Origin of the sequence: Lacicoccus alkaliphilus DSM 16010 (assembly GCF_900142805.1) — a bacterium.
GTDB lineage: Bacteria > Bacillota > Bacilli > Staphylococcales > Salinicoccaceae > Lacicoccus > Lacicoccus alkaliphilus.
This window is the reverse complement of sequence record NZ_FRCF01000009.1, coordinates 8,531-29,130: the sequence shown is the minus strand read 5'-3', so window position 1 is coordinate 29,130 and position 20,600 is coordinate 8,531. Positions and strand designations below refer to the sequence as shown.

The following is a 20,600-nucleotide window of genomic DNA, read 5'->3' as shown; positions in this document are numbered from 1 at the left end:
CAGGATATAATGTCAAATGATTCCAATGGGAAAAAGCCGGGATTCCAATTCAACATCATAAAGGACGACCCCCTGACAGGCCACAAAGGGCAGAACTTCGGAATGATCAGCGTCGAAAACGTCGCACCGGTGTATATCGATATAGACACTCAGGAAGTCTTCATAGATGTCGGCGGCCTGCATGGACGTGCCGAGGTGGAAAGACGCGTCAAATGGGTGGCGGATCCGGAAGTGCCGAAAGGTGAAGGGGAGAGAAGGTTCTGGCTGGTCTGGGTGACGGTCGAACGCACTAAGGACGGACCATTGTACCATGGTGTGACCGCCTGCTACGAGGCGGTCAATAAGACGAAAAAGCGCGGCTACAAACTGATGCATGAACACGTGAACCAGATGGACCGGTCCATGAAAGGGAAGATCATCATCGATGACATGGATCAGGAGAGCAGACGTTCACTTAAGACATTCCTTCAAAACCACAATGAAGAAATGTGGGATAATTCATCAGAATTACAGGACGTGATGAAAGACGACTGAATTTTTGTCTGAATTATGTCTTTTATGTCGGGAGGTTGCAGATTTTCCCGATCGATTATAAAATACTATTTAGTTATATGAAATATAACTGGGACACTAAGGCGGGGGACACCCTGCCTTTTTTTATTCCCACTCTCTAAAAATATTTAAATATGATATAATTTACCTTACTTGCAGGTGATGATATGAAGGGTGAAACAACAAAATTTTTACTCACGCAAAATTTCCGGACGGGCGGGGAGGACCGCTCTTTCGTTCAGAAAGTCGAAGTTTCGGAAGTTGAAAAGCGTGACAGGTATTTGAAGTATCAGGAAGATATGGAAGGGCATCAGCTGGAGGTCATTTTGCGGGTCGGCGAGGATTTCATCAAAATCCAGAGGAACGGCGTCGTAAGCATGACGTTCACTTTTGTCAGGAATGAGATGACCGATACATTTTATGAATCGGCGGCAGGGCGCCACCATTTTACTTTGTATACAAAAGCTTTGCTCGTCGAGCGTGACCGCATAGTCATCGATTATGAGTTATACGAACAGGGTCAGCTGCTGGGCAGCTATCATTATAATTTAGAGAGAGAGGGTTATTGATGAACTTAAAAGCCGGTTTATTGGAAGCAATAAAAAGCGCAGTGGAAAGCTCGGGTCTCGTTGATGAAGTGCCTGAAATAAAGGTGGAAACCCCGAAAGATAAAAAGAATGGCGATTTTTCAACGAATGTCGCGATGACACTGACGAAACAGGCGAAGAAGAATCCAAGGGACATCGCCTCCGCCATCGTTGAAAAACTGGACCGCTCCGCTGCCAAGGTCAAATCAGTGGATATCGCGGGACCTGGTTTCATAAACTTTTATATGGATGAGTCATCAATCACACAGATCATCCCCCGGGTGGTGGAGCTGGGTGCAGATTACGGGCGCTCCACTCCTGATCAGAAAGAAAAGGTGCTCGTGGAATTCGTCAGTGCAAACCCGACGGGGGACCTGCATATCGGCCATGCCAGAAACGCAAGTGTCGGTGATACGCTCGCCAATATCATGGATTTTGCAGGATATGAAGTTGTCCGCGAATACTATATCAATGATGCTGGCAATCAAATCGATAATCTCGCACTCTCGATCGATGCACGATATCTTGAAGCGCTCGGGCAGGAGCTGATCATGCCGGAAGACGGTTATATGGGCAGAGACATCCAGGCGATCGGAGAGAAGCTTGCTGAAGAATCACCTGAGCTGATGGAGACTTCGAAAGAGGACCGTATAGAGATGTTCAGAAAACTCGGTGTGGATTTCGAGATGGAAAAGCTCAGGAAGGACCTTGATGATTTCAATGTACACTTCGACAACTGGTTCAGCGAAACTTCACTGTACGAGAAGAAAGAGGTCGAAGCGGCACTGGAAGTGATGAGTGAAAACGGCTATACGTTTGAAGCCGACGGCGCCTTATGGTTGCGTACGACCGACTTCGGCGATGACAAGGACCGTGTACTTCGTAAAAGCGACGGTACATACACTTATCTGATGCCGGATGTGGCCTATCACTACGACAAAGTCGAACGGGGCTATGACAAGCTGATCAATATTTTCGGTGCAGATCATCATGGGTACATCAACCGTCTTAAAGGTTCTCTCGGCGCACTCGGCAAAGATCCTGACATGCTCGAAATTAAGATCATGCAGATGGTACGGTTGATTGAGAATGGTGAAGAAGTCAAGATGAGCAAGCGTACCGGCAAAGCGGTCACACTGCGTGAATTGATCGATACGATCGGTGTCGATGCATGCCGCTACTTCCTCGCGATGAGAAGCTCCGACTCCCACCTTGATTTCGATATGGACCTGGCAAAATCGGAATCCAATGACAACCCTGTCTATTATGCGCAATATGCCCATGCGAGGATCTGCAGTATTTTAAGGCAGGCGGAAGAAAAGGGTCATAAATTGGATGCAGGTGCGGATGTTTCAATCATAGACCAGGAGCAGGCGCTTGACCTGATCAAGAAGATGGCGGCCTTCCCGAATGTCATCAGAGGAGCTGCAGAACATCGTGCAACCCACAGGATGGCCACCTACATCCAGGAACTTGCAAGCACTTTCCATAAGTTTTATAATGCAGAGAAAGTGTTGGGCGGGGACCCGGATAAAACCCGTGCATATTTACTGATGATAGAGGCAGTGAGGCAGACGCTGCAGAATTCCCTTAACCTCGTCGGTGTTTCAGCCCCTGAAAAAATGTGAATTTAAGGAGTTTTTCTATGAGAAAAGTCATTAAAACAATGGTCATGCTATTCCTGGCGATGAACTTGTCGGGGTGCGGCATGATGATGATGCAGCAACAGCAGCAACAGCAGAATGATTTTTCCGAGCAGCAGGAACACACATCTTCAGATTCGGATCTAAGCAGTGATGCAGGCTCTGAGCTCAACAGCTCGGAGTCTTTTTCTGTCGGGGAAAGAAGGATCGTATCCTTGATGCCGAGCAATACCGAAATACTTGCCGAACTGGGTCTGGGGGAGGAGATTGAAGGCATCTCCACTGCCGATACATACCCTGAAGCGCTCATCGGCGATCCTGATGTCAGCAAGCTTGATGCATTTGAATTTGATGTGGAGCAGCTGATGGCATTGGAGCCGACCCATATCCTGTCCCATGAATCTTCCCGTGCCGTCCATGGCAGTGTACTGGAAGAGGCTGCCGCGGCTACGGGGGCTGAAGTCATCTTCATTGAAGAAGCGGACACTGTGGATGAGATCCCTCAGACCTTTATTGACATCGGCGGATTTACGGGGGAGGATGACATGGCTCTGGAGGCGGCCCGTGCATTTGAAGAGGGATTGGAAGAAGTGGCCGGGCAGGCGGTTCATGGAGAAGGCCAAACCGTCTTTTTGCAGGTGAGCAGCGGACCGGAAATCTATACGACGGGCCGGAACACATTCCTCCATGATGTTTTGGAAAAAGCAGGTGCTGAAAATATTTTTGAAGACCTGGACGGGTTTGTCAGTGTGAGTTATGAAGAAATACTGGCCCGGGATCCCGATTACATAGTTTCCGTCAGCGGTGCAGATGAAGGGCAGCTGAGTGAAGAGGTGGAGGCTATGCGCGGTATCGCGGGTCTGTCGATAAAAAATACCGACAGGCAGTGTGCCATCGACCCGGATCTTTTGACGCGGCCCGGTCCAAGGCTCATCGAGGGCATGACGGAACTTTCGGAATGCTTTAAAAATTAAATGGTTTATTGTTCAAACCGCCCCTTTATTAGTGTTAAACTGTAGGAAACAGATAAGGGGGATTTTTTGTGTCCAAAAAATCAGACATTAAAGATATATTCAATATCAAGTCGGTGGCGGCACCCGTTGTAGTGACCGGCAGCGATGCAGTTACATATTCAGTGACGCATCTGGATGAGGAAGAAAATGATTATGTGACCAACCTCTATAAATATGATGATTCCGGCAATCGGCAGCTGACCTTCAAAAAGGAGCGCATTTCGAATGTGGCCCATTCACCGTCCGGTGAAGAAACGATCTTCATCGCGAAAGGTGAATATGATAAACCGCAGGTGTTCCTGCTCGGATTATACGGCGGTGAAAGGAAGCAGCTGACGAGGGAAAAGGAAGGCGTCGCCAGTGCATTATTTTCAAAGGACGGACAAAAGATTTTCTATCATGTGTCCCTCACTTCCGAAAGTGCAAACGGCACCGGGGGGACGGAAAAGAAGCAGGAAAACGGGGAGAAGTTCCCTGAACCGGTCGTCATACGCCGAATGAAATATAAAGCGGACAGCCTGGGTCTCGTGAAAGAGAAGTATCAGGCCGTAAAGTCCCTGGACCTGAAGACGGAGAAGGAACAGACGGTTTTGTCTGGAAGTGCGAATTTCACTGTGCATGCCGCTTTCGGCGAAGGTGCAATCATTTATTCCTCCGATGACAGTGATGACAAGGATTTCAATTTCTCTGAAAAGCTGTACATCCAAAGGGGCGATGGGAAAAGTGAGGAAATCGCCAAAGAAGAAGGGTATGTAATGAAAGTGGATGTGAGTCCCGATGAGAAGCATCTATTGATAACGCATGCAGGGCGTGAATTTGAAAATGCGACTCATGCCAATATCGCTTTATACGATATTGAAAGCGGGACATGGACGGAGCTTACAAAGCACCTCGATAAACCGGTCGGAGATTATGCGGTGCACGACACCCAGCAGTCGACGGTGATGAATCCGACTGTGTGGGTTTCAGATGCAGAATTTCTCTTCCTCGTTTCAGAAGACGGGAGTGTCAACCTCCACCGCGGTAATTTGGACGGAACACTCACTCCGCTGCTGCAGGGGGCCCACCACATACACGGTATGGATGCAGGTGAAACCCATGCCTGGCTGACAATATCGAAGCCGGAGCATCCCGGGGAGTTGTACCGGCTCGATTTGAAGAGCAATGAACTGGAACCGGTGACGGCGATCAATGGAGAATACGTGGAGCAGACTGAAATCGTCAGGCCGGAAGCCATCGATTACAAAAGTTTTGATGATACGGCCATACATGGATGGTTCATGAAACCTGCAGGTTTCAAAGAAGGGCGCAAGTATCCGATGGTGACGAATATACATGGCGGCCCGCATGCATTTTATTCAAATACTTACTTCCATGAAATGCAGGTTTTCGCGGCGAAAGGGTACGCTGTCCTGTATGTCAACCCACGCGGATCCCACAGTTATTCCCAGAAGTTCGTCAATGATGTCAGAGGCGATTACGGCAACGGCGATTATGAAGATATCATGGCAGGGGTGGATTTCATCACCGGAAAATACGATTGGATCGACCGGGATAACCTTGGGGTGACAGGGGGATCATACGGCGGCTTCATGACGAACTGGATCGTCGGTCATACAAACCGCTTCAAAGCTGCAGTCACACAGCGCAGCATATCCAACTGGGTCAGCTTCAGGGGTGTGTCCGATATTGGATACTATTTCAGTGACTGGCAGATCAAGGCGGATTTCAATGAAATTGAAAAAATGTGGCATCATTCACCGATCAAGTATGTGGACGATATCGAGACGCCGCTCCTGATACTGCACAGTGAGAATGATTACCGCTGTCCGGTGGAGCAGGCGGAGCAGCTCTTCATCGCCCTGAAGTATAAAAGGAAAGAGACTGAGTTCATACGCTTCCCTGCAGCAGACCACAACCTGTCCCGGACAGGAAAGCCGAACCTCAGGATCGAAAGGTTGAAACATCTGACCGGTTGGTTCGACACATACCTGGAGCATGATGAAGCATGATCACGATCATAACGGGCGCTGAAGTGTTTGCGCCTGCCTATGCAGGGATCAATGACGTCGTGATCATCGGCGAACATATTGCACTGGTGGAAAATGAAGTCGATATCGAAAAATATCTGGTCCTCGACATTCCGGTCAACATCATCCCGGGCGAGGGCAGGATCATGATGCCCGGGATCATCGACCCTCATGTGCATCTGATCGGTGGTGGCGGGGAAGGCGGTTATCATACCCGCACCCCGGAAACACATATCCGCCAATTCGTGGAAGCCGGAATAACGACCGCTGTCGGCCTGATCGGGACGGATAAGACGAGCCGTTCACTTGAGGCACTCTATGCAAAGGCAAAAGCCCTGACGACAGAAGGCATCACGGCTTTGATGTATACAGGAAATTACCAGATCCCGCCGCCGACCATCACCGGTACGATAGAACGGGACATCTATTTGGTGGATCCGGTCATCGGGACCGCGGAAATTGCCATTTCCGACCACCGCTCCAGTCAGCCCACCACAGGGGAGATTGCGAAAATCGCAGCGGAAACGAGGGTCGGCGGAATGACCGCGGGGAAAGCGGGGGTGACCCATTTCCATACAGGCGGCGGAAAAGCCGGGCTCGGACAGCTGAAAGAACTGATAGAAGAGTACGATCTGCCGGCGTATAATATATTTCCGACGCACGTGAACCGGACGGATGGGTTGATTGCAGAGGCGGCAGAGCTTACCAGATTTGGTGCTTATGTGGATATGACCGCCGGACCGGATATCGTTCGCGATGTGGAAAAATTCAAGGCGGCGGACGGTGATGTCGGACGGCTGACGCTCTCATCCGACGGCAACGGCAGCCTGCCTGTCTTCGATGCATCGGGAAACCTGAAAAAGCTGGAAGTGGCGTCTTTGCAGACACTGCTGCATGGGGTGGCAGAGCTGTATGAAAGTGGCGTTTTAAGTCCTGAGGAAGTCTTTTCAATTGTCAGCAAAAACACTGCAGAGGTGCTGGGCCTTTCCGATAAAGGCCGCATCGGGGAAAATATGCATGCGGACCTGCTGCTGTTCGATGACGGCTTCAATCTGGATGCCGTCATCGCCAAGGGCGTGGTGCTCAAACAATATGGAAAAACTGTTGTGAAGGGCACATTCGATTAAAAAAGCGGCCCGGTAGAGCCGCTTTCGGTCTATAACCATAATTGGAAAATATGAATCCTGTTCCAAATGCTGAAGAAGAGGTAGCTGAACAAATGGATACCTATTACACAAAGGATGATCGCCCAAAAAACATCCACCGGCTCCTCTTTCAAGGCGAGTGACAGGAAGTAGGCCGGATAAAGGTTTGCACCAGTCAATATAATGAGTATCGCAATGCCGAAAATGAGGAAGATCGATTCCATCTGCATGCCGATCACGTAGTAGGAAAACATGACACTGAAGAGCAGAGTGACGGCAATGAAGAACAGAAGTGTCGAAAAAACCGCATAATAAGAGTAGATTACACGCAAAGGGATTTTATCGCGTCTGAAATAGCGCACCAGTATATATAAATAAATGATGTTGAAGTTGATGAACAGGATGATGATGACGGTCCTCAAGACCATCACAAAATAATTATCCGTCAGCGAGCCGCCGCCCTCCCCTGTCAAAGCATAATGGATCGAATAAGCGATAAGCGATGTAAGGAGGATATACAGGGTGACAAGCGAGAAAGACATCAAAGGCGGCAGTTTAAAATTTTTGTTGATTTTGGTATGCAGGGTGTTCAGGGACTGATAAAACCTTTTCATTGTCATCACCATTCATTAATAACATTATAATAAATCATACCATGCCAAAGTTTTATTGATAACTGTAAGGCACCGGCCGAATAAATTTTAAAGGATGGGAAGACAATGTCCATATATAAAGAGAGAGTTTCCAAACTTGCATCAAGTGTGAACGTCGATACGGTTTTACTCACTGAACCGACGAACATATTTTATTTTACAGGCTGCTTCATCGAACCGCATGAAAGGCTGCTTGCCCTCATCATCGATGCGAAAAGCGAAGAGACGACGATCATGTATCCAGCACTCGATCAGGAAATCGTGAATGAGACTGCCACGGTCGTGAACCATATGCCGCACCGCGACGGCGAAGATCCTTTCAGATTACTGTTCGAGCAGTTTGCCCACGGACAGACAAAATCAATCGGTATCGAAGGCAGCCACCTTGTATATGAAAGGTATGTGAAGCTGCTCGATGAATATGCAGCAGAAAGTATTTTTTCGATTGATCCCGCTGTGAACGCATTACGCGGCATTAAAAATGAAGAGGATAAAGCACACCTGCAGGAAGCGGTGGATATTACGGAGAAGGCCTTGTCGGATTTGACGGAAGCAGGCGTCATCGGGAAGAGCGAAAAAGAAATTGCGGATTTTCTGACAGGAAGGTTGAAAAACTATGGTGCTAAAGATGTATCTTTCGGACCGCTCGTCCTGACTGGTGAGAACTCGGCCCTGCCCCATGGTGAACCCGGTGATGCGGAAGTGCGCCGGGGGGATTTCCTGTTGATAGATTTTGGCATCGTTTCGGAATCACGGTACGTTTCCGATATGACACGCACTTTCATCATCGGGGAGCCGACGGATCAGCAGCGTGAGATTTATAACGCTGTCCATGAAGCGAATCTAGCGGGCATCGAAAAGGCTGTCCCCGGCACTCCGATGAAGGCAGTGGATCTTGCGGCGAGAGATCTGATCATAGAAGCGGGGTACGGGGATTACTTCACGCACCGCATCGGGCACGGCCTCGGGTACGGACTGCATGAACAGCCGTCACTCGACAGTGAAAACGGGGATCCGCTTGAAGTCGGGCACGTGATCACAATCGAACCCGGCATTTACCAGACGGGTTTCGGCGGTGTGAGGATTGAGGATGCATTATATATCGGTGAAGAAGGAACGCACAACTTCAACAACTTCCCGAAAGATATTGACCGGATCATACTGGATAAGTGAAGCGGCCGATGCGACCGGAGTCTCATGGCTGCGTCCAATCCTCGTACAAAATTCAAGGGAACATGCACATCGGTATAAATTTTTTGTGAAATAATGTATAATATATTGTGGTTGAAATAAACGGACGGAGGATCAGACTCGTGATGTATAAAAATCATATGTATCATCTGAATGATTTTAACAACTTCATATTAACAGTCGAAAATGATTCTGATATCGCAATATACAGGGCGCTGCTTGAAGGCATACGCGGAGAAAATTACTCGGAGCTCAAGAACTTGAAACCATCTTCGATTGAAGTGGAGGAAGACAAGTATTTTGCGACTTTATGCAATGAAGAAGATGGTGTGAAATCGTACCGGAGAGTGGAAATTTCAGAACAGCTCTATGAAGATCTGATCTGTGCCCATCACCAGACATTTTATCTGGACAGTTCCTGGCACTCGGAAGATATGGAGCTTTATGAATTTGAGGAATCACCGTATATCTTCAAATCTCTGGAGACGGAAAGTGAAGGGCCCGGCGGTGAAAAAATCGCTGATGAAGTGTTGAAGGCGCGCGAACACGTTTTAAAGCACTTCATCGCAGGAAAGAATCAGGGTGCGATCACTTATGCCGATTCAGGCACGGTGCTCAATGTGCGCTTCCGCCTGAACTGGAAAATGGAACGATGAAAACGACCTCGAACGAGGTCGTTTTTTTGTGGTCAGTCTTCTGTTTCTTCGAAAAAGACCATCCTCCCTTCCTGGTCATGTATTGCGATGAACTCGAGATGTGCCAGTGCCTCGGTCCTCTCCAGAGAATAGTCGACAGTAGAAATTTCCGCCTGATACTTGACGTTTTTTTCGACACTTGAAGCAAGGTCAGAAAATATAAGCAGCAGTTCCCCTTCGTGGTCCATCAAAGTGATTTCCAGCTGATCATCCACTGCGGTATACTCCCCCCTCAAATTTTCGACGGATTTGATGGTGACTTCCCCGGAATCGAAAGTCAAAGACAAGAGTTCACCCCTTTCCTTTTCTGAAGTGTCTTCTGTTTTCTTCTCCAAGGCATTCGTCGAATCAATGATCTTGAATGTCCGGCCATCGAAATCATCCTCACTGCAGCCGCTCAAAATGACGGTGATCAGGAAAAACAGCATCCCCCGGGATAACCGTTTCATCACGCTCCCCCTTCCTACTCACCCCGTTTAATGTTACAGATGTTCATTTATAATAATTATCTCATAAACCGAAATAAATGGGAAGACAGTTTTTTGAAAAATCAAAATACTCAAGTGTCTTAATCGGTTTTTAATGCATTGTTAAAAATCCTTTAGCAGAGGAGAGGTATATTTGAAGTAATCGAATGAGGACGGAGGATCATTGATATGAAAAAACACGCGTTGACTGCTGTGCTGGGCTCTTTTCTTATACTTGGCGCATGCACATCAGCAACAGCAGAGACAGACTTGAAGTGGCAGCATAAAAACAATGAGGGGCGGGCTGTAAATCATATAGCCGAAGAAGTGAGCCACATTCAACATACGCCGCAGGAAGCGGTGGACAAAATCAGCACATTGTACGAGGGTGCTGTCACTGAAGTGAAAATCGATAAGGATGACGGTGTTTATCATTATGAAGTTGAAATCATCAACGGTGAAGTGAAATACGAGAGCAAAGTGAATGCGGATGATCTTGGTATCATCAAACTTGAAAAAAGCGACATCGTCAGCGGTGGAACAGAAGGCAGGGAAACCCGCATCACTCCCAAAGCGGCCTTCGATATTGCGGCAGGGGAGGTCAGCGGTGATGTATCGGCCTGGGAGCTGACCGATGAGAAGTATGACATCATATTGGAGTCTGGAGGCGGGCCTGTAAAAGTTGAAAGGAACGAAGAGGATGGATCACCGGCCGGAAGTGAAGGCATGGCGGAAGGACCATCAAATGAAGACGGGGGGAGGGAACACTCCGGGGCAGGGTATGAGGATGATGAGGACAGGATGATCACACCACGGGAAGCGATGGATACAGCGCTTCATACAGTGGGCGGCATCGTCATCGAGTGGGAGTATGATGATGACGATTTTGAATACGAAATCGAGTTGAACGTGGATGGGCGGGAAGTTGAAGTTGAGGTAGATTCAAGAAACGGTGCAATTTTGGATGTGGAGTATGACTGATCTGTTAAGGCAGTGTTCCCGGGAGGGTCCGCTGCTTTTTTGATGGATGAATACCGGCAATTTACTAACAGATACCACAATGGTAGCATGATAAGTAATAGAAAATCCGATGGAGATGCTGATCATGGACTTTATAGAAAAGGGGACCCCGGAGTTTAACAAGATATCCATTGCTTTTTTTGCTGCGGGCTTCAACACGTTTGCAATCCTTTATACTGCACAGCCGCTCATGCCTGAATTCACGCAGGTGTTCGATGTCACGCCAGCCGTTTCGAGCCTGTCCCTGACTTTGACCACGCTTGCTTTAGCCGTCAGCATGATCCTTTTCGGTTCGATATCCGAGGCGGTCGGCCGCAAGCAAATCATGGTCGCCTCAATGTTTGCAGCGTCTTTACTCTGTGTGCTGACACCTTTGAGCGGCGGGAGCTTCACGATGCTCCTGATACTCAGAACTTTGCAGGGTGTCGTCCTTGCCGGTGTCCCTTCCATCGCGATGGCATACATCAGCGAGGAAATCCACCCGAAAAGCATGCCGCTTGCCATGGGGCTCTACATCAGCGGCAACTCGCTCGGGGCGGTTTTCGGCCGTGTGTTCTCCGGGCTCATGGGGGACGTATTCAATTGGCAGGTCGCTTTCCTCGCCATCGGCATCATCAGTGTCGTCGCGACTTTGATATTTTGGAAGCTGCTCAACCCCTCACGCCATTTCGAGGCTCAAAAATTTTCAGTCGGCACTTTGCTGGGGTCGCTCATCGGCCACCTGAAAAACCCTTTACTGTTATGCCTCTTCGGCACAGGTTTTCTATTGATGGGGATGAATATCGCCCTGTTCAGCTATGTGACATTCGTTCTGCTCGGTGACCCGTTCCACATCAGCCAGTCGATCGTCAGCTGGGTTTTCCTCATCCTTCTGATCGGCACGGTCAGTTCAGCAATCAACGGAAATCTGGTGATGCACCTTGGACAGGAGAAGGTGATCTATCTCGGGCTTACGATACTCACCTTTGGTATATTGATCTTGTTCATCCCGAGCGTGCCGGCAATCATCCTTGGCCTGTCTTTATTCACCTACGGATTTTTCGCGAGCCACTCCGTTGTGAGCGGGTTTGTCGGCAGGAGCGCCGGGGCGAATAAAGCCCAGGCCTCTTCGCTCTACCTGTTCTTCTACTATGTGGGGGCCTCCCTGCTCGGGACGTTTGCAGGAGTGTTCTGGGTCAGCCATCACTGGCCGGGTGTGGTCATGGTCAACCTGGCCGCGGCTTTGCTGTGTTTTGTGCTGATTACACTTGCAATCAGGCTCAGGGCTAAAGCGCAGGCAGGCGCTTAAAAATCATGTATTATTTTTTAACCGACCTTTAATTTTACTTTAAGCACCCTTTAGTCAGGGCGGGCTATTATATAAGTAAGATATAAAGGAGGAGTTAAGAAATGAAATTCTATAAAAACACTTTACTGGCAGGCAGTTTATCAGCAGCTTTGGTTCTTGGGGCCTGTTCAACGGCGAATGCTTCGGATGATATGGAATGGGAAAACGCGGACAACGCAGGCGTGGCAATCGTCAAAACCGGGGAAACTTCTGAATTCAAGTATTCTGTCCAGGATGCAGTGGACATGGCCGCAGAACGTTTTGAAGGCAGCGTCACTGATGTGGAACTGGATGGGGATGACGGTGAATATTACTATGAGATTGAAATGAAAAATGGTGAAGATGAATATGATGTAGAGATCAACGCTGAAGATTTAAGCATCAAAGAGGAAGAAACCGACCGTGAAGCGAAAAGTGATGAAGTTGATGGTGCTCAGACTGACGCTGCAGAAGTGACAGATGGTGGATACATCGGCATGGATGAAGCGGTGAAGATCGCAAAGGATGAAGCAGGCGGCGGTGAAGTGGATGAGAAGGAGTTCGACAGGGACGACAATGAATACGAAATTGACGTCCTGAAGGACGGTGCCAAGTATGAAGTGGAAATCAACGCAACGACAGGTGATGTAAAGGATGTCGAAGTCGGGAAAAAAGAAGGCAGGCACACATCAGATGAGGAGACGGTAACGGATTCCGGATTCATAGGTATGGATGAAGCTGTTAAGGTGGCCAAAGATAAAGTCGGTGGCGGGGATGTGCACGAAAAGGCATTCGACAGGGATGACAATGAATATGAAATAGACATCTTTTATGATGGCTCCAAGTACGAAGTGGAAATCAACGCAACGACAGGTGAAGTCAAAGATATCGACCAGGAAAATGAATCCGGCGGGAACTATACGAACAACATAAAGCTTGACGGAGACTTCATTTCTTCTGAAGAAGCAATCGAGGCAGCACTTGAGGCTGTCGGCGGCGGCACAGTTGCAGAATGGGACCTCGATAAGGAGGATGATGAATACGATATTGAAATCGATTATAACGGCTCCGAATACGAAGTTGAAATCAATGCAACGACAGGTGAAGTACTTGATGTGGAAAAAGATGACTAATGGAAAAAACCGGGCTTATGCCCGGTTCTTTTATTTCATCTTGATCTCTTCATATTTCCGGAACCACTCGGGGTAGATCCGTTTAAAGGGAACCGTCTTGAATTCCCCCTCCACTTTTTTGACGACGACATGTGTGGTTGTGCCGAATGTGCACAATTCACCATCACCGTCGATGATTTCAAAACCGTATATGGTCTTCATTCCGGAATTCAACTGGACCCATGTTCTGACGAAGGCACGGTCCCCGTATTTCAACGCTTTTTTATAAGTGATATCGACGTTATATACCGGGGCATAATAGCCTTCGCGCTCCATTGCAGCATAATCATAACCAACATCTTCAATCAGCTGCATCCGGCCAAGCTCTGCCCATTTCAGGTAATTTGCATGGTAGATGACACCCATCATATCGGTATCTGAATATAACACCTGGATTTCTTTTTCTGAAATATAACCGTTCCCCATAAAATACATCCCTTCCATTACATTATCTAAAGAATATTATATCACTGGCTGGTTACAAAGGAAGAGAGGCTGCAGAACAAGGCCAGGAAAGCCGGGGCAGTAAAATTACTGAATTAACAGAAAATTGACATAAATATCTAGTGTATCATTACAATTTGTGATACATTTATACTAAGCTTAACCGGCGACATGGGAGACGTCTTGAAGGGGGTCGTTATATGGGGATTCAAGAGTTTTACAGAAAATTTGTGACGGAGGACATTTTAAATCAATTGAATGAGAAACGGAAAAAGGGTGATCAGTCCATTGATGAATTTGTCGTTTACAGGTACCGTGAAATGACAAACCCTTATCATATCAGCTGGCTGGTGGAACAGCTGAGCACACAGGACCTTAGTCTTATCGAGCAGTTGAAAGCTTCTCAGTCCGAAGATGGTTATTATACTGTGGAGGCATCCGGGGAAGAACATCCTTTTTTGGTCGACCAGTTCATTCTGGTCCCTTATGAGGGAAACCAATATGTGGTTCATGAAGGGACTTTAAGAAGCCTGGTCAAAGAGATGAATAAGAATGACAAAAACCTGAAATGGCTGAATGAAATCAGTCCGCTTAAAAGGGCGATCCTTATTTCATACGCTGATCTGGATCTTGAGGACTTGTTGAGAGGAATAACAATCACTCAGTTAAAGGAAATTTCGAAAGCGCTTTCACATACACCTGCATCACTTCAAAAGGAAGTTTTTGTGGATGAACTGAAAAGGTTGCTGACGGACAGTAGACGTATTAAAAGGATACTGCTGTCTTTACCGGATGAGAGTTTTCAGGTGATAAAAGAAAGGGCTGAGAACGACCATCCATTCTACAACGATATCGGGGAGTTCAAAGAATTGATCGCATCCGGTCTCGTCATCAGGCTGGAGGGTGAATATGGCATCACGCATCCGAAAGTGCTTGAAACGATCAGGGAAACGAATTTAGGGGAAGTGGAGGAGCAACGTTATAAAAATGTCCTGTTGAAAAACAAACAGAGACACACTTCCTATAACGCATTCAAAATTAAAATCTCCCTCCCCGGAGGGGAAAATAAGATTTACCGTGAAATGATCATACCGACAAGACTGAACTTCTACGAGCTTCATCTGGTCATCCAGTCAGTCTTCGACTGGAATAATGTGCATTCTGCCCAGTTCATATATGATAAGTTGGTGATCCGGGTATTTTCCGATGACCAGGGTGACGATGGCCGGGAAAAGCCGGAGCTCACTTCAAGCCATATTCAAGTGGATGCACTTTTGACCGAAGGCGGCAGCCTCGGATATGTATATGATTATAAAACAAAGTGGTTCCATAAGATTGAACTCGTCGAGTTTTTATCGGAAGAGGAAAGGCCGTGTCCGGAAATTGTGGGATATACAGGCCCGTGCCCGATAGAAGAGTCAAAGGGGATTGAGGACTTTGACAGGCTTTATATGATTTTGAACGATAAAACCCACCCTGAGTACCTTGAAACGGAAGCGGTGGCAAAACGATCGAATTACAAGACCAGATTTCCCAAAAGCGCAATCAACCGTAAACTTCAAAAGATTTTTGCAGTCCAATATGCCATCACGGAGTTCAACGATAAAAACGTCAAGGTGAGGGAAAATTAAGGCGGTGGTCCCACTGCCTTTTTGCATGGGGAGAGAGAGGGGCTTTTCAGTTTTTCAGTATTTGAGAACCATGGTAAACTGGTACCATCTAATTTTATGCGCTGGAGGCAGGATATGGAACTTGGCAAAGTGATGCACCTATTCATCGGCAAGGCAAAAACATATGGGGATGACAATGCAGAACGGAAGATGGATCGTGAATGGACGACGGCAATTTACCGCGGGAAAACCAATGAAGCGGTTTACCTGACGGAAAAAGGATTTCAAAACGATGAAGTCGGGGATAAGAAGAATCATGGCGGACCCGAAAAGGCGGTGTTTTGTTATACTGCCGGACATTATACGGATTGGAGGAATGCGCTCGGTCAGGATATCGGTCCGGGCGCTTTTGGAGAAAATCTGGCCGTCACCGGCCTGGATGAAACGAATGTATGCATTGGTGATGTTTACCGGATTGGTGAAGCGGAGGTTCAAGTTTCGCAGCCGAGGAGACCCTGCTGGCGTCCTGCAAGAAGACACAGGATCGTCGACCTTGCGCTGAAAATCGAGGAGAGCGGGCGGACCGGCTGGTATTTCAGGGTGATCAAGGAAGGGTGCGTGGAGAACGGTGACAGCATCAGGCTCCTGGAACGGCCGAACCCTGAATGGACGATTGATGCCTGCAATGAAGTGATGTACAACCAGCCGGAAAACCCCGGCCTTGCGGAAAATCTGAGGGATGTGGCGCTGCTCGCTGAAAGCTGGAAAAAAACCATGCAGAAACGTCTGGATGGTATACCGGAGAATAATGGAGCGAGAGTGTTCGGACCGAATAAATAAGGAAACGGGAATAGTCCCGTTTCCTTATTTTATGAGGTTTCTTCGATACTCTTCAGGAATTCAATCATTTCCTTACTTTTCACACGCTGATCCTGCCGTTTTTTTATGCGGTCATCCGCTGTCTTGAACAGCCATTCTTCGTGCTGGTTGGTCGGATATACTTTAGGCACTTCGACTTTCTCGCCGGCTTCGTTGACGGCGACGAAAGTCAGAAAGCTGAGCACCGCCAGGTCGCTCTGATGGGTGAATGGGTTTTCCACTTTGATCTGGACACAGACTTCAAGTGAAGATGTGCCCACATGTGAAATATACGCTTCGTATGTAACGATTTCCCCGGCACGGATCGGTTTCAGGAAGTTCACGGAATCTATGGATGCCGTGACGCAGTTCGTTTCTGCATGTTTCATCGCCGCGATGGCGGCAATCTCATCGATGTTTGCGAGTATCTTCCCCCCGAACATCGTGTCCAGGTGATTGGTATGCTCAGGGAAGACCTGCGTTGATTTGATGGATTTTGAGAAGCTCATTGGTTTTTTATCAATAGTCATATCTCTTGCCCCTAAGTTAAAGTTTTTATACATATCATCTTATCATAACTCATTTGATTGCATATCCGAATTTTTGTGAAACCGGTAACAAAATATTTGAAGACTATCGAAATAAAGTATAAAATGAAAGTAACATTATCAGGAGGGTTTTGTATGTCAATTACAGAAAAGCTGTTCCAAAAACTTGAAGAAAAAGAAGCGCGTATGATCGAAATCAGGCGTCATCTCCACGAGAATCCCGAACTTTCATTCAAAGAAGAGGAGACAGCCCGTTACATCGCGGATTTCTATAAAGATAAAGATGTGAAGGTCACGGAGAAAATCGAAGGTGAGAACGGCATCGTCGTTGAGATCAATGGGAAAAGCCCGGGCAGGACGATCGGCTTGAGGGCAGACTTTGATGCTTTGCCCATCACCGAAGAAACGGATGTACCGTTCAAATCCAAAAATGATGGTGTGATGCACGCGTGCGGCCACGATGGGCATACAGCTTATTTGCTCACACTTGCCGAAGTACTCATCGAATTGAAGGACGAGTGGGACGGGACCATCAAACTCATTCACCAGCATGCTGAAGAAGTGCCGCCGGGCGGCGCGAAGAGCATCATCGCATCCGGTATACTTGATGATTTGGATGAAGTCTACGGCATCCACCTGTTCCCGATGTTTGAAACCGGTGAAGTCGGACTGATCGAGGGCAATGCGATGGCCGGACGTTCAAACTTCAATCTTCACATACAGGGCAGCGGGGGTCATGGCGCGATGCCGGAAACGACGATCGACCCGATCGTCGCAGGTTCCTATTTCGTGACCCAGGTGCAGACGATCGTTTCAAGAAGGATGAGCCCGAAACACACCGCAGTCGTATCCGTAACGGCTTTTGAAGCGCCGGGCGGACAGAATGTCATCCAGGACAAAGTGACTTTGCGCGGAACTGTACGTTACATGGAAGAGGAGAATAAAGAACCCATCCATGACGAGATGGTCAAGATCCTTAAGGGGATAGAGACTTCGTTCGGAGTCACCTGTGACCTCGAGTACATCTACGATTACCCGGTACTTTACAATGATCCGGAAAAAACACAGGCGGTTGAAGAGATTCTGAAGAACAGCACTGGCGGACACCTCACGAACGTCGCGCACCATGATCCAGCGAGCGGTTCTGAAGATTTCTCCTACTATCTGCAGAAAACACCGGGCACGTTCATCAATGTCGGTGCAAAACCTGAAGGTGTTGAAAAACCTTATATCAATCATCATCCAAAGTTTGATATCGATGAAAAATCATTGCTGGTCAGTGCGAAAGTGCTCGGGGAAGTAGTGCTTTCAAGACTTGAAAACAATTAGAATATTAAATCCTGATCAATCATAATTTCACAGTGAGTGAAATTATGATTGATTTTTTATTTGGCATCGTTTATGATTTAGTTGACAGAAGATTTAGTCATTAAATATCAAAACAAGGAGTGGGATGGGATGTCATTGATGGAATTGAAACCTAAAGTAAGGGAGTTTTTGGAGCAGGAGAAGGGGCTGTACATCAACGGGGAATATGCGCCTTCGGAGAGCGGCAATACATTCGAAGTCAAAAATCCGGCGACCGAAGAAGTGATCGCAACTGTCAGTGAAGCGACGGAAAAGGACATCGACAAGGCGGTGCGTGCCGCAAAAGAGGCGTTCGACAATGGGGAATGGACGAAGATGGATGCGGCCTCAAGATCTGAACTGATTTATAAGTTCGCCGATCTGCTTGAGGAGAACCGGGAAGAGCTTGCTCAGCTGGAGGCACTGGACAACGGAAAGAAATATATGCAGGCACTGGAAGATGATGTGGACGGCACTGTCACGCATTTCAGATATTATGCAGGCTGGGCGACGAAAATCTTCGGCAAGACGACGAATGTCGACCCGAATTACGTGACTTATACCGTCCATGAGCCGGTCGGCGTCGTGGCGCAGATCGTGCCATGGAACTATCCACTTCTGATGGCGGCGTGGAAGATGGGTGCGGCGCTTGCTGCAGGCTGTACAATCGTATTGAAACCTGCCGAGGATACGCCGTTATCAATCCTTTATGCGGCCAATCTCTTCAAAGGAGCGGGCTTCCCGGACGGTGTGGTCAACATCGTACCAGGTCAGGGCTCGGTGGCGGGCCACTCGCTCGTCACCCATAAGGACGTATCGAAAGTTGCATTCACAGGATCGACGAACACCGGCCGTGAAATCATGAAACATGCCGCTGAAGACATCAAGTCCATCACTTTGGAGCTCGGCGGAAAATCACCGGCGATTGTACTGGAAGATGCTGATCTTGACTCAGGGCTTGACGGGATCTTCGACGGCACGATGTACAACTCCGGCCAGAACTGCAGTGCGACGACAAGGGTATATGTGCAGCGGGGAATCTATGATAAGGTGGTCGAGGAGCTGAAGAAGCGGGCGGAGGACCTGGTCGTCGGCGACGGTCTCGATGAAAACACCGATATCGGCCCGTTGATTTCAGAGAAGCAGATGAATAAGGTCCTTGGATATATCGAGAAAGGCAAAGAAGCCGGTGCGAAAGTGATCACCGGCGGCAGCCGCATCGGCGATAAGGGATATTTTGTCGAGCCGACGATATTCACAGATGTCACGGATGATATGGCGATCGCGAGGGAAGAGATATTCGGACCTGTAATGTGCGTCATGCCGTTCGATGATATCGATGAAGCAATTAAAAGGGCGAATGACAGCGACTACGGCCTTGCTTCAAGCGTCTGGACGGAGAATATCAAAGACGGCCACTATATCGCATCAAAATTGGAAGCCGGCACAGTATGGATCAACGATTTCGGACTCGAGCTAGAGACCATGCCGTTCGGCGGCTACAAGCACTCCGGCATCGGCCGCGATATGGGCGGGGACTACGGCATCGCAAACTACGTGGAAGTGAAGAGTGTGTTCGTCAATATGCACAGATCATAAGCAAATGGGGTCGGGATATGAGTGAGACACTGGGAAGTGAACTGAAGAAATTAAGGAAGGGCAGGAAAATGACGTTGAAGGAGCTGAGTGCCGAAAGCGGGTTGTCCATCAGCTTCTTATCTCAGGTCGAACGCGACTTGAGGACACTGACTTTCACATCGTTGAAAAAAATCTCTGAAGCACTCGACGTCAATGTCAATTTCTTCTTTGATGATAACCAGAAAGACCCGGTGGACACCGCGTCACTGAACGGCAATTTTTCATACGAGGACTTGTCCGGAGATATAGAGAATCCTTTATTCACCCCGGCGCTCGTGGAGTTGAAAGCAGGGGAGACACAACACTCGCCATACACCCACAGGGGGCAGGAATTCATCTATGTGCTCAGTGGCACACTGCAGGTCATCATCCAGGGTGCGCGGACGGTTCTGGGGCCGGGCGACTCGATTCACATCGATTCGAAAATGGAACACGAATGGTATAACGATACGGAGGAGCCTGCGAAGATACTTCTCGTATCATCTACTGTGATATAGAGAAACAGCACTGCAATTTGCAGTGCTGTTTTTATAGCTTTTATTTTGATTTGAGAAGTCCGGAATTCGGTGCTGTATCCAGCCAGCGGCCGCCGCATCTCTTGCTCCGTCCGGAATTCGGTGCTGTATCCAGCCAGCGGCCCCCGCACCTCTTGCTCCGTCCGGAATTCGGTGCTGTATCCAG

At 48.1% G+C, this 20,600-nt stretch carries 20 protein-coding genes; 16 read left to right on the top strand and 4 right to left on the bottom strand.

Annotated elements, in window-relative coordinates; translation table 11 throughout:
- Positions 1–9 precede the first annotated feature (9 nt).
- The 6 genes from BUA12_RS09645 to iadA all read left to right on the top strand — a co-directional run bounded on the left by BUA12_RS09645 (position 10) and on the right by iadA (position 6,952).
- Complete coding sequence (locus tag BUA12_RS09645) at positions 10–534, top strand: YwhD family protein (RefSeq protein WP_072710402.1); 525 nt, start codon at positions 10–12, stop codon at positions 532–534.
- A 185-nt stretch (positions 535–719) separates the two neighbouring features.
- Positions 720–1,121 carry a DUF1934 family protein gene (locus BUA12_RS09640; protein ID WP_072710401.1) on the top strand — a complete coding sequence of 134 codons (402 nt, stop codon included), beginning with the start codon at positions 720–722 and terminating at the stop codon, positions 1,119–1,121.
- Positions 1,121–2,767 (top strand): arginine--tRNA ligase, encoded by a 1,647-nt coding sequence (argS, locus tag BUA12_RS09635; RefSeq protein ID WP_072710400.1) that lies wholly within the window; start codon positions 1,121–1,123, stop codon positions 2,765–2,767. Before BUA12_RS09640 ends, argS begins: the two co-directional genes overlap by 1 nt.
- Positions 2,768–2,784: 17 nt before the next feature.
- A complete protein-coding gene (locus BUA12_RS09630; RefSeq protein WP_084670118.1) occupies positions 2,785–3,756 on the top strand; it encodes an ABC transporter substrate-binding protein in 972 nt (323 codons plus the stop codon).
- Between the two features lie 68 nt (positions 3,757–3,824).
- Entirely contained in the window at positions 3,825–5,807 is a 1,983-nt protein-coding gene (locus tag BUA12_RS09625) for a S9 family peptidase (RefSeq protein WP_072710399.1), read from the top strand.
- Entirely contained in the window at positions 5,804–6,952 is a 1,149-nt protein-coding gene (gene iadA, locus BUA12_RS09620) for a beta-aspartyl-peptidase (protein WP_072710398.1), read from the top strand. The genes BUA12_RS09625 and iadA overlap by 4 nt, the downstream gene beginning before the upstream one ends.
- Before the next feature lie 29 nt (positions 6,953–6,981).
- Here the strand turns inward: iadA and BUA12_RS09615 are convergent, their stop codons facing one another.
- Positions 6,982–7,584, bottom strand: coding sequence for a hypothetical protein (locus tag BUA12_RS09615; RefSeq protein ID WP_072710397.1), 603 nt, complete (start codon positions 7,582–7,584; stop codon positions 6,982–6,984).
- A gap of 105 nt (positions 7,585–7,689) precedes the next feature.
- Between BUA12_RS09615 and BUA12_RS09610 the strand changes: the two genes are divergently transcribed.
- Positions 7,690–8,796, top strand: coding sequence for a M24 family metallopeptidase (locus tag BUA12_RS09610; RefSeq protein WP_072710396.1), 1,107 nt, complete (start codon positions 7,690–7,692; stop codon positions 8,794–8,796).
- Between the two features lie 143 nt (positions 8,797–8,939).
- Positions 8,940–9,470, top strand: a complete 531-nt coding sequence (locus BUA12_RS09605) for a phage lytic cycle repressor MrpR family protein (protein WP_072710395.1) — start codon at positions 8,940–8,942, stop codon at positions 9,468–9,470.
- Between the two features lie 32 nt (positions 9,471–9,502).
- Here the strand turns inward: BUA12_RS09605 and BUA12_RS09600 are convergent, their stop codons facing one another.
- Positions 9,503–9,958, bottom strand: coding sequence for a hypothetical protein (locus BUA12_RS09600; protein WP_072710394.1), 456 nt, complete (start codon positions 9,956–9,958; stop codon positions 9,503–9,505).
- A 207-nt stretch (positions 9,959–10,165) separates the two neighbouring features.
- Here BUA12_RS09600 and BUA12_RS09595 point away from each other — a divergent pair, with 207 nt between their 5' ends.
- The 3 genes from BUA12_RS09595 to BUA12_RS09585 all read left to right on the top strand — a co-directional run bounded on the left by BUA12_RS09595 (position 10,166) and on the right by BUA12_RS09585 (position 13,435).
- On the top strand, positions 10,166–10,957 hold the full coding sequence (locus BUA12_RS09595) for a PepSY domain-containing protein (RefSeq protein ID WP_072710393.1): 792 nt from the start codon (positions 10,166–10,168) through the stop codon (positions 10,955–10,957).
- Positions 10,958–11,081: 124 nt separating this feature from the next.
- Positions 11,082–12,284, top strand: a complete 1,203-nt coding sequence (locus BUA12_RS09590) for an MFS transporter (protein WP_072710392.1) — start codon at positions 11,082–11,084, stop codon at positions 12,282–12,284.
- A 101-nt stretch (positions 12,285–12,385) separates the two neighbouring features.
- Positions 12,386–13,435 (top strand): PepSY domain-containing protein, encoded by a 1,050-nt coding sequence (locus BUA12_RS09585; protein WP_072710391.1) that lies wholly within the window; start codon positions 12,386–12,388, stop codon positions 13,433–13,435.
- A 30-nt stretch (positions 13,436–13,465) separates the two neighbouring features.
- On the opposite strand, the gene BUA12_RS09580 is transcribed toward BUA12_RS09585, so the two are convergent.
- Positions 13,466–13,900, bottom strand: coding sequence for an acyl-CoA thioesterase (locus tag BUA12_RS09580; protein WP_072710390.1), 435 nt, complete (start codon positions 13,898–13,900; stop codon positions 13,466–13,468).
- A gap of 218 nt (positions 13,901–14,118) precedes the next feature.
- On the opposite strand from BUA12_RS09580, the gene BUA12_RS09575 reads away from it, so the two are divergent.
- Positions 14,119–15,549 carry a plasmid pRiA4b ORF-3 family protein gene (locus BUA12_RS09575; protein WP_072710389.1) on the top strand — a complete coding sequence of 477 codons (1,431 nt, stop codon included), beginning with the start codon at positions 14,119–14,121 and terminating at the stop codon, positions 15,547–15,549.
- A gap of 114 nt (positions 15,550–15,663) precedes the next feature.
- Entirely contained in the window at positions 15,664–16,368 is a 705-nt protein-coding gene (locus BUA12_RS09570) for an MOSC domain-containing protein (RefSeq protein ID WP_072710388.1), read from the top strand.
- 29 nt (positions 16,369–16,397) lie between these two features.
- Here the strand turns inward: BUA12_RS09570 and BUA12_RS09565 are convergent, their stop codons facing one another.
- Complete coding sequence (locus BUA12_RS09565; RefSeq protein ID WP_072710387.1) at positions 16,398–16,916, bottom strand: acyl-CoA thioesterase; 519 nt, start codon at positions 16,914–16,916, stop codon at positions 16,398–16,400.
- A gap of 153 nt (positions 16,917–17,069) precedes the next feature.
- Here BUA12_RS09565 and BUA12_RS09560 point away from each other — a divergent pair, with 153 nt between their 5' ends.
- From BUA12_RS09560 to BUA12_RS09550, 3 genes are all read left to right on the top strand, one after another.
- Positions 17,070–18,263, top strand: coding sequence for an amidohydrolase (locus tag BUA12_RS09560; protein WP_072710386.1), 1,194 nt, complete (start codon positions 17,070–17,072; stop codon positions 18,261–18,263).
- 129 nt (positions 18,264–18,392) lie between these two features.
- Complete coding sequence (locus BUA12_RS09555) at positions 18,393–19,880, top strand: aldehyde dehydrogenase family protein (RefSeq protein ID WP_072710385.1); 1,488 nt, start codon at positions 18,393–18,395, stop codon at positions 19,878–19,880.
- Between the two features lie 17 nt (positions 19,881–19,897).
- Positions 19,898–20,416, top strand: coding sequence for a helix-turn-helix domain-containing protein (locus tag BUA12_RS09550; RefSeq protein WP_072710384.1), 519 nt, complete (start codon positions 19,898–19,900; stop codon positions 20,414–20,416).
- The last annotated feature ends 184 nt before the right edge of the window (positions 20,417–20,600 follow it).

Bases quoted from the DNA above. Each gene is read 5' to 3' on its own strand.
- BUA12_RS09645 (WP_072710402.1), top strand. From the start codon at position 10: ATGTCAAATGATTCCAATGGGAAAAAGCCGGGATTCCAATTCAACATC.
- BUA12_RS09640 (WP_072710401.1), top strand. From the start codon at position 720: ATGAAGGGTGAAACAACAAAATTTTTACTCACGCAAAATTTCCGGACG.
- argS (WP_072710400.1), top strand. From the start codon at position 1,121: ATGAACTTAAAAGCCGGTTTATTGGAAGCAATAAAAAGCGCAGTGGAA.
- BUA12_RS09630 (WP_084670118.1), top strand. From the start codon at position 2,785: ATGAGAAAAGTCATTAAAACAATGGTCATGCTATTCCTGGCGATGAAC.
- iadA (WP_072710398.1), top strand. From the start codon at position 5,804: ATGATCACGATCATAACGGGCGCTGAAGTGTTTGCGCCTGCCTATGCA.
- BUA12_RS09615 (WP_072710397.1), bottom strand. From the start codon at position 7,584: ATGAAAAGGTTTTATCAGTCCCTGAACACCCTGCATACCAAAATCAAC.
- BUA12_RS09610 (WP_072710396.1), top strand. From the start codon at position 7,690: ATGTCCATATATAAAGAGAGAGTTTCCAAACTTGCATCAAGTGTGAAC.
- BUA12_RS09605 (WP_072710395.1), top strand. From the start codon at position 8,940: ATGTATAAAAATCATATGTATCATCTGAATGATTTTAACAACTTCATA.
- BUA12_RS09600 (WP_072710394.1), bottom strand. From the start codon at position 9,958: ATGAAACGGTTATCCCGGGGGATGCTGTTTTTCCTGATCACCGTCATT.
- BUA12_RS09595 (WP_072710393.1), top strand. From the start codon at position 10,166: ATGAAAAAACACGCGTTGACTGCTGTGCTGGGCTCTTTTCTTATACTT.
- BUA12_RS09590 (WP_072710392.1), top strand. From the start codon at position 11,082: ATGGACTTTATAGAAAAGGGGACCCCGGAGTTTAACAAGATATCCATT.
- BUA12_RS09585 (WP_072710391.1), top strand. From the start codon at position 12,386: ATGAAATTCTATAAAAACACTTTACTGGCAGGCAGTTTATCAGCAGCT.
- BUA12_RS09580 (WP_072710390.1), bottom strand. From the start codon at position 13,900: ATGGGGAACGGTTATATTTCAGAAAAAGAAATCCAGGTGTTATATTCA.
- BUA12_RS09575 (WP_072710389.1), top strand. From the start codon at position 14,119: ATGGGGATTCAAGAGTTTTACAGAAAATTTGTGACGGAGGACATTTTA.
- BUA12_RS09570 (WP_072710388.1), top strand. From the start codon at position 15,664: ATGGAACTTGGCAAAGTGATGCACCTATTCATCGGCAAGGCAAAAACA.
- BUA12_RS09565 (WP_072710387.1), bottom strand. From the start codon at position 16,916: ATGACTATTGATAAAAAACCAATGAGCTTCTCAAAATCCATCAAATCA.
- BUA12_RS09560 (WP_072710386.1), top strand. From the start codon at position 17,070: ATGTCAATTACAGAAAAGCTGTTCCAAAAACTTGAAGAAAAAGAAGCG.
- BUA12_RS09555 (WP_072710385.1), top strand. From the start codon at position 18,393: ATGTCATTGATGGAATTGAAACCTAAAGTAAGGGAGTTTTTGGAGCAG.
- BUA12_RS09550 (WP_072710384.1), top strand. From the start codon at position 19,898: ATGAGTGAGACACTGGGAAGTGAACTGAAGAAATTAAGGAAGGGCAGG.